This window comes from Herbaspirillum sp. ST 5-3, from assembly GCF_004804275.1.
In the GTDB taxonomy this organism is placed as follows: Bacteria; Pseudomonadota; Gammaproteobacteria; order Burkholderiales; family Burkholderiaceae_D; genus Noviherbaspirillum.
This window is the reverse complement of sequence record NZ_STGI01000012.1, coordinates 67,802-80,402: the sequence shown is the minus strand read 5'-3', so window position 1 is coordinate 80,402 and position 12,601 is coordinate 67,802. Positions and strand designations below refer to the sequence as shown.

The following is a 12,601-nucleotide window of genomic DNA, read 5'->3' as shown; positions in this document are numbered from 1 at the left end:
CTTATGCGTGCATGCGGTGTCATCAACGCTCCTCGTGCCAGGCAAAGCCGGCGCGCGACAGCAAGGTGCTGGACGAGGCCGGACCCCAGGTGCCGGCCGGATAGGATTTCGGCGGCAGGGGGCTGTTGCTCCACATGTCGAGTATCGGTTCGACCCAGTGCCAGGCAGCCTCCTGTTCGTCGCGCCGCACGAACAAGGCGAGATTGCCGCGGATGGCATCCACCAGCAGGCGCTCGTAGGCATCCTCGCGGCGTTGCGCAAAGGCCTTGTCGAAGGCGAGGTCGAGCACCACCGGCTGCAGATTCATGCCGTCGCCTGGCTGTTTCGCCAAGCAGTGCAGCTTGATCGATTCCTCCGGTTGCAGGCGGATCACGAGCCGGTTGGACACTTCGCCGGACAGGCCGGGCGGAATCGGCAGGATCGGATAGGGTACCGGCTTGAAGGTCACCACGATTTCCGCCATGCGCTGCTGCAGGCGCTTGCCGGTGCGCAGGAAGAAGGGCACGCCGGCCCAGCGCCAGTTGTTGATTTCGGCATGCAGGGCGACGAAGGTCTCGGTACGGGAATCGGCCGGGATGTCCGGCTCGTCCAGGTAAGCGGGCACCGGCTGGCCGCGCACCGCGCCGACCGCATACTGGCCGCGCACCACATTGCGCTCCAGTTCGTCGCGCGACAGCGGCCTGAGCGCGCGCAGCACGCGCAGCTTCTCATCGCGCACCGCGTCGGCGTTGAGCGAGGTCGGCGGCTCCATCGCCACCATGCACAATAATTGCAGCAGATGGTTTTGCACCATGTCGCGCAAGGCGCCGGTGGCATCGTAGAACTCGCCGCGCCGCTCCACGCCCAGCTCTTCCGCGATCGTCAATTGCACATGCGCGATCGCTTCGCGCCGCCACAGCGGCTCGAACAGGGAATTGGCGAAGCGCAGCGCGAGCAGGTTTTGCACCGATTCCTTGCCGAGGTAGTGGTCGATCCGGTAGATCTGGTTTTCCGCGAACACGCGGGCGACGGCATCATTGATCGCGCGCGAGGAAGCGAGGTCGGTGCCGAGCGGCTTTTCCAGCACCACGCGTGCGCGCGCCAGATCGATGCCGCAGGCGGCGAGGTTGGCGCAGATCGGCTCGAACAGCACCGGGGCCGTTGCCAGGTAATACACATGCACGCCGGCCGCCGTTTCCAGCCGAGCCGCGAGGGCTCGGTAGCTGTCCGGCACCAGCGCGTCCAGTTCCAGATAGTCCAGCCGCTGCAGAAAACTTTCGCTGGCGGCTTCGTCCGTTTCTCCAGCCCGCTGCCAGCGCTCCAGATGTGAGCGCACGCTCTCGCGATAAACGTCACCGCTCATGGACTCCCTGGATACGCACAGGATTTTTCCTTGCGGATGCAACTTGTCATGGCAATGCGCGGCGAACAGCGCCGGGAGAATCTTGCGCATGGACAAGTCACCGTTGGCACCAAACAAGATGAATGTGAACCCAGGGTTGGCGGGCATTTAATTATTTTCATTAGATTAAAACGGATGTTGCAATATTAATGTAGCTTTACTACAATTGCAACGCGCCGGATGAATCTTGAGTAAAATTTATTGGAAATTTCACACGGCGATGTAGTTTTACTAGTTTATCAGCCCGTAACAAGAACATTTGCATGACCGGCATTTCTGCCGACAGCCCGCCGGCGCCATTCGCCGAGCCGCTTTTTCATACGAGGAGACGTAATGAAATTCAAACAATCAATCAAGACCCTGTTCATCGCCGGTGCCCTGCTCGGCGCAGCCGCAAGCCAGGCCGCCGAAGTCGAGGTGCTGCATTACTGGACATCCGGCGGCGAGGCCAAGTCGGTGGCGGAACTGAAGAAGATGATGGAAGCCAAGGGCATCGCCTGGAAGGATTTCGCGGTGGCAGGCGGCGGTGGTGAAAACGCGATGACCGCGTTGAAGGCGCGTGTGATGGCGGGCAGCGCGCCCACGGCGGCACAGATCAAGGGACCGTCGATCCAGGAATGGGGTCAGGAAGGCGTGCTGGCCAACATCGACTCCGCCGCAGCGGAAGGCAAGTGGGATGCGTCGCTGCCGAAGGTCGTGTCGGCCGTGATGAAATACAAGGGACATTACGTGGCCGCGCCGGTCAACGTGCACCGCGTGAACTGGCTCTGGGTCAATCCGGAGGTCCTGAAGAAGGCGGGCGCCAAGGTGCCGACCAACTGGGATGAATTCTTCGCGGCCGCCGAAAAGATCAAGAACGCCGGCATGATCGCCGTCGCACACGGCGGCCAGCCATGGCAGGACGCGACCGTGTTCGAGTCGGTCGCGCTGGGCGTGGGCGGCGCGGATTTCTACAAGAAGGCTTTCGTGCAGCTGGACCAGGCAACGCTGACCAGCCCGACCATGGTCAAGGCCTTCGACACGCTGGGCAAGATCAAGACCTATATTGACAAGGACGCCGCCGGCCGCGACTGGAATCTGGCGACCGCGATGGTCATCAACGGCAAGGCCGGCATGCAGTTCATGGGCGACTGGGCCAAGGGTGAATTTACCGCCGCCGGCAAGAAGCCCGGAACCGACTTCCTGTGCCTGGCCGCGCCGGGAACCGACAAGGCATTCACCTTCAATATCGACTCGATGGCGATGTTCAAGGTCAAGGGCGACGAGCAGCAGAAGGCGCAGCTCACGCTGGCATCGCGCATCATGAGCCCGGAATTCCAGGAAGTCTTCAACCTCAACAAAGGCTCGATCCCGGCCCGCGCCGGCGTGTCGCGCGCGAAGTTCGACAGCTGCGCGACCCGGTCGATGGATGACATGGACGCCTCCAGCAAGAACGGCGGCCTGGTGCCGAGCTGGGCGCACGGCATGGCCATGATGTCGGCCACCCAGGGCGCGATGGTCGACGTGATCGCGAAGTTCATGAATTCCAACATGAGCTCGCAAGACGCCGTGCGGGCGCTGGCAAAAGCGGCAAAGACGAAGTAACTTGTCCCGGAAGGCAGGCGGTTTGCCCTCCTGCCTGACTCCGCGCGCCGCCCGGCACCTGCCCCTCGCACGGGGAGATTGCCGGGCGGCGCGGGTTCCGCTGTATCCGGGCTGCGCGCCCGGCTAGCATTCCGGCGCGGACATCGCATCCGCCGCCATTCTCTGACCCAGGAGACGCATATGTCAGATCATCCCGCTTCCACCGCCGCGCCGCCGTGCGCGTTCACCTCCCCCCCAAGGGGCAGGGCGACTTCCCGCAGCAGGCTTGCCGTCTGGGCCGACGCCTGGCTGCCGCGCATCGTGCTCTCGCCCACCATCATCGCATCGCTGGTGTTCGTGTACGGCTTCATCGGCCTGACTGCCTACCTGTCCCTGACCGAATCGCGTCTGATGCCGAATTTCGAATTCGCCGGGCTGGTGCAGTACGAGCGCCTGTTCGAAATTGACCGCTGGTGGACCGCCGCTGCCAATCTCGGCATCTTCGGCGGCCTGTTCATCCTGTTCTGCCTCGCCATCGGCCTGTTCCTCGCCGTGCTTCTCGACCAGCGCATCCGCGCCGAGGGCGCACTGCGCCAGATCTACCTGTACCCGATGGCGCTGTCCTTCATCGTCACCGGCACCGCCTGGAAGTGGATTCTCAATCCCGGCCTCGGCCTCGAAAAGCTGATGCACGACTGGGGCTTCGCCCACTTCAGCTTCGACTGGCTGGTCGATCCGGACATGTCCATCTACACCGTGGTGATCGCCGGCGTGTGGCAGTCGTCCGGTTTCGTGATGGCGCTGTTCCTCGCCGGATTGCGCGGCATCGACGACAGCATCATCAAGGCGGCGATGGTGGACGGTGCCGGCCTGCCGACCATTTACTGGAAAATCGTGATTCCCGCCTTGCGCCCGGTGTTCTTCAGCGTGCTGCTGGTGCTTGCGCATATCGCCATCAAGAGCTTCGACCTGGTGATGGCACTGACCGCCGGCGGTCCCGGCAATGCATCCGACGTGCCGGCGATCTTCATGTACCAGTTCTCGTTTACGCGTGGCCAGCTTGGTCTGGGCGCGGCGTCCGCCATGATGATGCTGATGACCATCCTTGCGGTGCTGGTGCCCCTGATGTACATGGAAACGAAAGGAAGCCGCAATGCACACTGAAGAAAAACGTTCATTGTCGCTCGGGCGCATGGTGATCTACGCCCTGCTGGCCCTGGTCGCGATCTATTACCTGATCCCGCTCTACGTCATGCTGACCACGTCCTTCAAGACGCTGGACGAAGTCCGCGCCGGCAATCTGCTCGCCATTCCGGTATCGCCCACCACGGCCGCCTGGGCCAAGGCATGGGGCAGCGCCTGCACCGGCGTGCGCTGCGACGGACTGGCTCCCTTCTTCTGGAACTCGGTCTACATGGCAGTGCCCGCGGTGCTGATCTCGACCATGATCGGCTCGCTCAACGGCTACGTCCTGTCGCACTGGCGCTTCCGGGGTTCCGAGATCGTGTTCACCGCATTGATGGTGGGCTGCTTCATCCCCTTCCAGGTCGTCATCCTGCCGATGGCGCGCATGCTCGGCGCGGTCGAAATGGCCAACACCACCACCGGCCTGGTGATCGTGCACGTCATCTACGGCATTGCCTTCACCACCCTGTTCTTCCGCAACTACTATATTTCCGTTCCCGATGAACTGGTGCGGGCGGCACGTATCGACGGCGCAGGCTTCTTCATGATCTATCGCAAGATCATCTTCCCGCTGTCGCTGCCGATCTTCATGGTGTGCTTCATCTGGCAGTTTACGCAGATCTGGAACGACTTCCTGTTCGGCGTGGTGTTCGGCGGTTCGGACGCGCAGCCGATCACGGTCGCATTGAACAACCTGGTCAACACCTCGACCGGGGTCAAGGAATACAACGTCAACATGGCGGCCGCGATCATCGCGGCGCTGCCCACGCTCCTGATCTACCTGGTCGCGGGCAAGTACTTCGTGCGCGGGCTGACCGCCGGCGCCGTCAAAGGTTAGAGGAGACAAGACGAATGGCCAACTTATCGATACGCAATGTGCGCAAGGTTTACCCGAACGGCAACGAGGTCCTCAAGGGCATCAACATGGACATCGATCATGGACAGTTCCTGATCCTGGTCGGCGGTTCCGGTTGCGGCAAGTCCACGCTGCTGAACATGATCGCCGGGCTGGAATCGGTCTCGCACGGCGAGATCATGATCGGCGATCGCGTGGTCAACAATGTGCCGCCGAAGTCGCGCGACATCGCCATGGTCTTCCAGTCGTACGCGCTGTATCCGACCATGACGGTGCGCGAGAACATCTCCTTCGGCCTGAACATCCGCAAGGTGCCGAAGAAGGAACAGGACATCATCGTCGACCGCGTCGCCGAGACGCTGCAGATGAAGCATCTGCTCGACCGCAAGCCGGCCATGCTGTCCGGCGGTCAGCGCCAGCGCGTGGCGATGGGCCGCGCCATCGCGCGCGATCCGGCGCTGTTCCTGTTCGACGAGCCGCTGTCCAATCTCGACGCCAAGCTGCGCGTCGAAATGCGCGCCGAAATCAAGCTGCTGCACCAGCGCCTCGGCTCGACCATCGTGTACGTGACGCATGACCAGATTGAAGCAATGACGCTGGGCGATCGCATCGCCGTGATGAAGGACGGCGTCGTGCAGCAGTTCGGCAGTCCGCAGGAAATTTACGACAGTCCGAGCAACCTGTTCGTTGCCGGCTTCATCGGTTCGCCGTCCATGAACTTCCTGCGCGGGAAGCTGCATGCGCATGGCGCCGGCGCGGCCTTCGCGCTGGAGCACGCAGGCGAGACCACGCTGCTGCCTTTGCCGTCGAATATCGCCGGTGCCGTGGCCGGGCGGATCGGGACCGAGATCATCCTCGGCATTCGCCCCGAGCATGTCACCGACACGGCCAGTGCTCGCGCCGGCGAAGGCCACGACGGCTACCGTCCGACCGAAGTCGCCTGCACCGTCGAGCTGACCGAACCCACCGGGCCCGACACCCTGGTCTTCGTCAACTGCAATCGCGCGCGCGTCACCTGCCGCACGCACCCGCGCTCGGCAGCCACGCCGGGTAAGCGCATGACAATCGCCTTCGATCTGTCCAAGGCCGTCCTGTTCGATCCGGAAGACGAGCAGCGCGTCGCATAGCGCCAGCATCGTCGCCCCGCTGCATGCCGGCCGGGGCGACGCGCATTGCCCTCCCCCTTCGGCCATGGCAAGATAGCCGCATGCAGGCAATACTGCGACGGTTCAAATCCTGAGCGAAGCGATGAGCGCTTCCACACCCGTCCGCCGCAGCGCCCATCCACTCCAGCAAGGTCGAATTTGGACACTCTCACCAGCATGAAGGTGTTTGCCGCCGTGGTCGACACCGGCAGCTTCGCGGCGGCGGCCGACCGCCTCGACATATCGCGCGCGATGGCGTCGAAATATGTCGCGCACCTCGAAGAACATCTCGGCACGCGCCTGCTCCAGCGCACCACGCGCAAGCTGACACTCACCGAATCGGGCACCAGCTATTACGATCGCTGCACGCAGATCCTGGCCGACATCAGCGAAGCGGAAGAAGGCGCGGTGCGCCACACCGAAGCGCCGCACGGCACCTTGCGGCTGACCATGCCGGTATCCTTCGGCATCCTGCACATGGGCCCGATCGTGTCGGACTACATGAAGCAGTACCCGGACGTGAAGGTCGATCTGCTGCTGAACGATCGCCGCGTCGATCTGATCGAGGAAGGACTGGACCTGGCGGTGCGCATCGGCTTGATGCCGGAGTCGGGCCTCATTGCCAAGAAACTTGCCTCCGACCGCATCGCCATTTGCGGTGCGCCCGAGTACCTGAAGCGCCACGGCATGCCCGGCACGCCTGCCGACCTGGCGCATCACAACTGCCTGATGTACAGCTATGCGGCGACCGGCGACGACTGGAAGATGAGCGGGCCGGGCGGCACGCACACGGTCAAGGTGGCAGGCAGCCTGCGCGCGACCAACGGCGACATGATTCGGTTGGCGGCACTGGGCGGCGTCGGCCTGATCCGGCAACCGCTGTTTCTGGTGGGAGAAGATATTCGCGCGGGGCGACTGGTGGAAGTGCTCGGCGAGTACAGCTCGGGCGAGCTCGGCATCTACGCCGTGTACCCGAGCCGCAAGCACTTGTCGGCGAAGGTGCGCACCTTCGTCGACTTCGTGGCTGCGGCGCTGGCGCTCAAGAGCGAGTGGTGAAATGCATATTAAAGCTGCTTGTGCGCGCCGTCGCACAGCGGCGAACTGGCGCTCTGCTTGCAGCCGCAAAAATACACGGTCTTGCTTTCCGCGGCAGTGTGCTTCACCGGCGTAAATGTCGTGCCCTGATGGCTGCCGTCGCAGAAGGGCTGCGCCTTGCTGCGGCCACAGCTGCACCAATAGTAATCTTTTCCGGCTTCCACATCCACGGCATGCGGCGTCTTGCTCGCAACGATTGCTTGACTGCTCATAGGAACCTTTCGTTAAACAAAATTGCTGTACCTGCGCGGACGCGCCGCCCGCGCGCTGTCCGAAACCTTCGTTTCGAATTCAATATTCAATAGCCGCCCGCGTCCTGCGCCGCCTTGATCGCCAGCCCTATCGTGCACAGCACCGGAATGGCTGCCAGTACCGTGGCGGTGAACCACGAACCCGCACCGCCGCAACGCGCACGCCAGCGATTGAACGCATGCACCAGCGGATCGGCAAGCAGGCCGGCGACCAGCAGGGCGACGTAAGCCAGCGAAAAACCGGCATACAGATACGCGTTCATCAGCAGCACGCCAAGCAGCAGCACCGCGACGCCGGCCGCCGCGTCGGAAAACGTCGCACGCACGCGCCGGACATTGAACGCGAGACCCGCCGCCAGGCAGGATGCGAGCGCGCCGCTCAACTGGCCGATGGCCTGGCTTGAATCGAGCAGCAACACCAGCCCGGCGCCGCCCGCCACAACCATCATCGACAGCGATGGTGCGGGCCGGTACTGTGCGGCGTCGCCCAGATAGGTCCACGCGGCGCAGACCAGCGCGGCGCTCAGTACTGCAGCGAGCGCCACTTTCGCCAGGCCCAGTCCTTCCAGTCCGAACCAGCCCACCGCGGCGGCAGCCAGCAGCGACAAGGCAAAGCGCGCCATCACCCGTATTCCGGCATGCCTGCTGCGTTCAATGGCCACCGCGCCCAGTGTGCCGAGCAGTGCGATCGCCGGCACCCAGTCGAGCGACTGATGCGGCACTGCCGACCACTGCGCGTGCAGGATCGCGAAATAGGCGGCGATGAAACCCGCGCACAAGGCAATCACCGAGACCGCTGCGTAACGACGCAATGCGAACAACAGCGCGAGCGTCACGCCGAAGGGAAGCACGGCGCTTTGCAAGAACAGGGGAATGACAAAGGACGGGTTGGGCATGGCGGAACTCCTTGCTGCAAGAATGGGCAGGCGCCGGCCTCATCATGAAGCCGGCGCGCAAGCATTACTGCTTGATCGCTTCGATGTTGATGTGCAGATCGACTTCATCGGTGGCTGCGCCCGGCACGCCATAGTTCATGCCGAAGTCGGTGCGCTTGATGGTACCGGTGGCGACGTAGCCGACGCGTGTCTCGCCCTTCATGCCCTTGCCCGAACCGATCTGCTTGAGCTTGAGGGTGACCGGCTTGGTCACGCCATGCAGATTCAGGTTGCCGGCCAGCGTACCTTCGCCCGCTGCGTTGAGCGTCACGGCAGACGAGGTGAAGCTCATCGTCGGAAACTGCACCGCATTGAAGAAGTCGGGGCTCTTCAAATGCTTTTCCAGCGGCTCATGCTTGGTGTCGATGCTGTCGGTCTTGATCTCGACCTTGATCTTGCTCTTTTCGGGCGTATCGACGACCAGGTCGCCGGACATGTCATTGAAGCGGCCCATGAAACGGCTGACGCCGCCGAGATGGCCGATTTCAAAGTAGGCGACCGAGTGGACCGGATCGATCTTGTAGTTGCCGGCTGGTGCCGGGTTGGCTGCGAAAGCGGATGCCGACAGCACGAGGCTGGCAACAGCGATAACGGAGGACAGGGAGCGAAGTGCGGAGTGAGACATGTTGCTGATTCCTTTAGTGACGCGAAGCTTGGTTGAAAAATTCCCGAAAGCGGCGGAAGCTGGCTTCGAAGCTGGTGAGGTCTTCGTGATCGAATCCGGCAAACGCCTCCTGCAAATAGGCGAAATGATGATTGGCTACCCGCTCGAAGGTCACCCGGCCTTCGTCGGTGAGGTTCACGACGCTGGAGCGGCGGTCCTGCTGCGAGGTGCTGCGCCGCGCCAGTCCCTTTTGCTCCAACCTGTCCACGATACCGGTCAGCGTGCCCTTGGTAATGCCCGCCTGCTGACCGAGTGCCTTGCACGAAATATCCACGTCCTTCGCGAGCACCGACATCACCGAAAACTGCCCCGGCGTCAGCCCGAGTTCACGCAGGTGGCGCGATGCAAATACCTCGAACGCGTGATAGGTCAGGCTCAGCTCGCGTGCCGCGGACGGCATGCGCGCAGCAGTATCTGGACGGCTCGACAGTGACGGGCAAATGGCTTTGATCGGTTGGTTCATTGCTCTGGGCCGGGACGGTACGTGTTAGGACGAAGACATTCTATTGCTGCGAGGATGGTAGATAAACAGCCTGAATGGAACGACACTGTTTCTTGTTTGTTGACAATTAAGCGAGGTGACTTGTCGGGGGATGCTGCGGGCGAGGCAATCCTGCAATTCAGGCAATGTTATATTTGTTGTAATGCACGCTATGAACGTGGACAACGATTCGATCACATGAGGAGATTTGGATGCCGGATTTGGAAAACGATCAAGCTGCGGCTTTACCCGCTGCCCTTGCGAAACTCAAGGACTATCTTGCAGATGCTTTGGCGAAAAGGTATGACCCCTCGAGCCGATATGTCTTTGTGCCTACGTCGGATCTGTCCGGGTCGGCTCCGCTGTACGGCCCGAGCCTGGATTACGTGGTCTGGCAGTTGGCCCTGTATCTCGTCGGCGGGCCGGTAACTGGAAACGAATCGTCACAGGACGCTGCACGCGCCGCTTTGAAACAGAAATTCCCGATCGTTTATTCGAACTACATAAAGAGCAGCATCAAGAATGTGAATGACTTTCTGCAGTTCGACACGACACAAAGCCTTTTGATTTACGGCTACACCGATTGGGCGGAGCGGATCAAGATCATGTTCCTGGATGAATACATCCAAAGACTGAAAGACAGAATGCAGCAAGAAGGTATTGCACCTGATTGAAACCTGACCCCGCAAAACTGAACGAAGGATTGAACATGAACATCGCCGCCGACATCGTTGTGGGTCTCGTCGCCCTGCTGCACCTGTATTTTCTTGTGCTGGAAATGGTCCTCTGGGACAAGCCCGCCGGACTCAAGGCGTTTGGCCAGACGCTGGAGCAAGCCAAGGCATCCAAGGTGCTGGCCGCCAACCAGGGGCTCTACAACGGCTTTTTGGCAGCTGGACTGATCTGGGGGCTTTGGTCAGGTGCGGGCGGCGCAAGCATCAAGATTTTTTTCTTGTCTTGCGTGTTGGTCGCCGGCGTGTACGGCGCCGCCACCGCGAGCCGCAAGATTCTCTTTGTCCAGGCGCTTCCCGCTGCAATCGGCCTGGCCCTTGTCGCCCTTTCGATGCGCTCCGTCACATGAACACATCGATAAACACGAACCCCTATCTCACATTCAGCGAATATATCGACGGTGACCACCCGCAGGTAAAAAGGAAGGCCGCCGATCTGGCGCAAGGCTGCGGCTCCGAGGAAGACATCGTCCGCAACTGCTTTGAATTCGTTCGCGATGCGATCAAGCATAGCGGGGATTTCCAGCTCGACCCGGTCACTTGCCGCGCATCCGAGGTGCTCAAGCATGGCACCGGCTATTGCTACGCCAAGAGCCATTTGCTGGCCGCGCTGCTGCGCGCGAACGGCATTCCGACAGCCCTGTGCTACCAGCGACTGGCCGTCGGTACCGAAGGCCCGCCGTTCTGCCTACACGGCTTGAACGCCGTCCATCTGAAAAATCACGGCTGGTATCGCATCGATGCGCGAGGCAACAAGCCCGGCGTGAATGCGCAATTCTGTCCGCCATTGGAGAGCTTGGCTTTCCCTGTGCTAAGTCCACAGGAGCGGGATCTGCCGGAGTTATGGTCTGCGCCCTTGCCACAAGTCGTGGAGGTATTGCGGAAACACGCCTCGGTGAAGGATGTGGCGGAAAATCTGCCGGACATCGCGCTGCTTCCCGTCAAACTTGCAGCAGGCGCCCGCGTCGCGTGAACGAGCAAGCCGCACGTTTCGCCTGAGGCCCTGTCCAAACGGAACTCAACTTCACGAGCACAGACATGAATACCTCCGCGCCCAACTGGTATGAGCGTCACCTGCTTCCCTATCTCCTCGACTTTGCTTGCGGCCTCAGGCCGGTATGGCGCCAGCGCCACAAGCTGATTCCTCTGGCGAAAGGCCGCGTGCTGGAGATCGGGATCGGCACAGGACTGAATCTGGAACACTATGACAGCGCGCAAGTGGAAACCATTGTAGGCCTCGACCCAGGCGTGGAGATGCATCCGCTGGCACGCAAGCGGGCGCTGAAGTCGGGTATATCGGTCGAGCTCGTCGGCTTGTCGGCCGAACGGATTCCCTTTGACGACGGCAGCTTTGATACCGTGCTGGTCACCTACTCCCTGTGCACCATTCCCGATCCGGTGGCGGCGCTCAAGGAAATGCGCCGCGTCCTCAAGCGTGGCGGCAAGCTTGTCTTTTGCGAACATGGCCTGGCTCCCGAATCCTCGGTCCAGGCATGGCAACATCGCCTCACGCCGCTATGGTCAAAGATCGCGGGCGGATGCCACCTGGACAGAGACATCCCGGCGCTGCTGCGCGAAGCCGGATTTCAATCGCGTGACATGCAGACCATGTACTTGCCGGGACCGCGCCCCCTGACCTACAACTACTGGGGCACCGCAGAAGCGGTATGAGCTGAGCGTTGCACGCCTCGAGGCGGCGGCATGTCAGTCCGTTTGCCTGCATGTCGCGGCGCAAGCGCAAGGAAATTACGGAGCTTCTTCGCCTGCATCAAGTCCATGCGCGAACCCCGGTAGCGGACGACTGTCATATCGATAGATCAATCGCTCAGGAGAGGCTCATCATGCAAATCGACATCGGTATTTCCGAACAGGACAGGCGCGCCATCGTCGATGGCTTGTCGCGCTTGCTGGCCGATACCTACACGCTCTATCTGAAAACGCATAACTTTCACTGGAACGTCACCGGCCCCATGTTCCAGACCCTGCATCTGATGTTCGAAACGCAGTACACCGAGCTGGCGCAGGCGGTCGATTTGATTGCCGAGCGGATTCGCGCGCTCGGCAGCCCGGCGCCGGGCACCTATGGCGATTTTTCGCGCTTGAGCACCGTCAACGAGCCGGACGGCGTGCCGAATGCGCAGGAGATGATCCGGCAACTGGTGCAGGATCAGGAAATCGTGGTGCGTACCGCACGCACGATGTTCAAGGCAGTCGACCAGGCCGGCGACGAGCCGACCGCGGACTTGCTGACGCAGCGCATGCAGGTGCATGAGAAGACGGCGTGGATGCTGCGTTCGCTGCTGGAGACCTAGCA

The 12,601-nt window shown here is 61.7% G+C and carries 15 protein-coding genes; 10 read left to right on the top strand and 5 right to left on the bottom strand.

The genetic code is table 11. The features are described from left to right. Positions 1–22: 22 nt before the first annotated feature. Positions 23–1,489, bottom strand: coding sequence for a glucose-6-phosphate dehydrogenase (zwf, locus tag E6W33_RS20475; RefSeq protein WP_136419181.1), 1,467 nt, complete (start codon positions 1,487–1,489; stop codon positions 23–25). Between the two features lie 225 nt (positions 1,490–1,714). Between zwf and E6W33_RS20470 the strand changes: the two genes are divergently transcribed. The 5 genes from E6W33_RS20470 (at position 1,715) to E6W33_RS20450 (ending at position 7,186) form a co-directional block, all read left to right on the top strand. Then, positions 1,715–2,965 (top strand): ABC transporter substrate-binding protein, encoded by a 1,251-nt coding sequence (locus E6W33_RS20470; RefSeq protein ID WP_136419180.1) that lies wholly within the window; start codon positions 1,715–1,717, stop codon positions 2,963–2,965. Positions 2,966–3,145: 180 nt separating this feature from the next. After that, positions 3,146–4,108 carry a sugar ABC transporter permease gene (locus E6W33_RS20465; RefSeq protein ID WP_136419179.1) on the top strand — a complete coding sequence of 321 codons (963 nt, stop codon included), beginning with the start codon at positions 3,146–3,148 and terminating at the stop codon, positions 4,106–4,108. A 13-nt stretch (positions 4,109–4,121) separates the two neighbouring features. Beyond that, complete coding sequence (locus E6W33_RS20460) at positions 4,122–4,967, top strand: carbohydrate ABC transporter permease (protein WP_168798710.1); 846 nt, start codon at positions 4,122–4,124, stop codon at positions 4,965–4,967. A 14-nt stretch (positions 4,968–4,981) separates the two neighbouring features. Further along, positions 4,982–6,112, top strand: coding sequence for a sn-glycerol-3-phosphate ABC transporter ATP-binding protein UgpC (gene ugpC, locus E6W33_RS20455; RefSeq protein ID WP_136419177.1), 1,131 nt, complete (start codon positions 4,982–4,984; stop codon positions 6,110–6,112). A gap of 177 nt (positions 6,113–6,289) precedes the next feature. Next, entirely contained in the window at positions 6,290–7,186 is an 897-nt protein-coding gene (locus tag E6W33_RS20450) for a LysR family transcriptional regulator (protein WP_168798705.1), read from the top strand. Positions 7,187–7,194: 8 nt separating this feature from the next. Here the strand turns inward: E6W33_RS20450 and E6W33_RS20445 are convergent, their stop codons facing one another. The 4 genes from E6W33_RS20445 to E6W33_RS20430 form a co-directional block, all read right to left on the bottom strand. Continuing rightward, a complete protein-coding gene (locus tag E6W33_RS20445; protein WP_136419176.1) occupies positions 7,195–7,437 on the bottom strand; it encodes a CDGSH iron-sulfur domain-containing protein in 243 nt (80 codons plus the stop codon). Positions 7,438–7,523: 86 nt separating this feature from the next. After that, positions 7,524–8,372: a hypothetical protein gene (locus tag E6W33_RS20440; RefSeq protein WP_136419175.1), complete on the bottom strand. Its 849-nt coding sequence runs from the start codon at positions 8,370–8,372 to the stop codon at positions 7,524–7,526. Between the two features lie 64 nt (positions 8,373–8,436). Further along, positions 8,437–9,036 carry a YceI family protein gene (locus E6W33_RS20435; RefSeq protein ID WP_136419174.1) on the bottom strand — a complete coding sequence of 200 codons (600 nt, stop codon included), beginning with the start codon at positions 9,034–9,036 and terminating at the stop codon, positions 8,437–8,439. 13 nt (positions 9,037–9,049) lie between these two features. Next, complete coding sequence (locus E6W33_RS20430; protein WP_136419173.1) at positions 9,050–9,538, bottom strand: MarR family transcriptional regulator; 489 nt, start codon at positions 9,536–9,538, stop codon at positions 9,050–9,052. A gap of 230 nt (positions 9,539–9,768) precedes the next feature. On the opposite strand from E6W33_RS20430, the gene E6W33_RS20425 reads away from it, so the two are divergent. The 5 genes from E6W33_RS20425 to E6W33_RS20405 all read left to right on the top strand — a co-directional run bounded on the left by E6W33_RS20425 (position 9,769) and on the right by E6W33_RS20405 (position 12,599). Then, positions 9,769–10,230 (top strand): hypothetical protein, encoded by a 462-nt coding sequence (locus E6W33_RS20425; RefSeq protein WP_136419172.1) that lies wholly within the window; start codon positions 9,769–9,771, stop codon positions 10,228–10,230. 35 nt (positions 10,231–10,265) lie between these two features. Next, positions 10,266–10,637: a DUF1304 domain-containing protein gene (locus E6W33_RS20420; RefSeq protein WP_136419171.1), complete on the top strand. Its 372-nt coding sequence runs from the start codon at positions 10,266–10,268 to the stop codon at positions 10,635–10,637. Next, the gene (locus E6W33_RS20415; RefSeq protein ID WP_136419170.1) at positions 10,634–11,260 is read left to right on the top strand and encodes a transglutaminase family protein; all 627 of its coding nucleotides are present in this window, start codon (positions 10,634–10,636) and stop codon (positions 11,258–11,260) included. The genes E6W33_RS20420 and E6W33_RS20415 overlap by 4 nt, the downstream gene beginning before the upstream one ends. Positions 11,261–11,325: 65 nt before the next feature. Further along, positions 11,326–11,958: a class I SAM-dependent methyltransferase gene (locus E6W33_RS20410; RefSeq protein WP_136419169.1), complete on the top strand. Its 633-nt coding sequence runs from the start codon at positions 11,326–11,328 to the stop codon at positions 11,956–11,958. Positions 11,959–12,128: 170 nt separating this feature from the next. Beyond that, positions 12,129–12,599, top strand: a complete 471-nt coding sequence (locus tag E6W33_RS20405; protein ID WP_136419168.1) for a Dps family protein — start codon at positions 12,129–12,131, stop codon at positions 12,597–12,599. The last annotated feature ends 2 nt before the right edge of the window (positions 12,600–12,601 follow it).

Bases quoted from the DNA above. Each gene is read 5' to 3' on its own strand.
- zwf (WP_136419181.1), bottom strand. From the start codon at position 1,489: ATGCCCGCCAACCCTGGGTTCACATTCATCTTGTTTGGTGCCAACGGT.
- E6W33_RS20470 (WP_136419180.1), top strand. From the start codon at position 1,715: ATGAAATTCAAACAATCAATCAAGACCCTGTTCATCGCCGGTGCCCTG.
- E6W33_RS20465 (WP_136419179.1), top strand. From the start codon at position 3,146: ATGTCAGATCATCCCGCTTCCACCGCCGCGCCGCCGTGCGCGTTCACC.
- ugpC (WP_136419177.1), top strand. From the start codon at position 4,982: ATGGCCAACTTATCGATACGCAATGTGCGCAAGGTTTACCCGAACGGC.
- E6W33_RS20445 (WP_136419176.1), bottom strand. From the start codon at position 7,437: ATGAGCAGTCAAGCAATCGTTGCGAGCAAGACGCCGCATGCCGTGGAT.
- E6W33_RS20440 (WP_136419175.1), bottom strand. From the start codon at position 8,372: ATGCCCAACCCGTCCTTTGTCATTCCCCTGTTCTTGCAAAGCGCCGTG.
- E6W33_RS20435 (WP_136419174.1), bottom strand. From the start codon at position 9,036: ATGTCTCACTCCGCACTTCGCTCCCTGTCCTCCGTTATCGCTGTTGCC.
- E6W33_RS20430 (WP_136419173.1), bottom strand. From the start codon at position 9,538: ATGAACCAACCGATCAAAGCCATTTGCCCGTCACTGTCGAGCCGTCCA.
- E6W33_RS20425 (WP_136419172.1), top strand. From the start codon at position 9,769: ATGCCGGATTTGGAAAACGATCAAGCTGCGGCTTTACCCGCTGCCCTT.
- E6W33_RS20420 (WP_136419171.1), top strand. From the start codon at position 10,266: ATGAACATCGCCGCCGACATCGTTGTGGGTCTCGTCGCCCTGCTGCAC.
- E6W33_RS20415 (WP_136419170.1), top strand. From the start codon at position 10,634: ATGAACACATCGATAAACACGAACCCCTATCTCACATTCAGCGAATAT.
- E6W33_RS20410 (WP_136419169.1), top strand. From the start codon at position 11,326: ATGAATACCTCCGCGCCCAACTGGTATGAGCGTCACCTGCTTCCCTAT.
- E6W33_RS20405 (WP_136419168.1), top strand. From the start codon at position 12,129: ATGCAAATCGACATCGGTATTTCCGAACAGGACAGGCGCGCCATCGTC.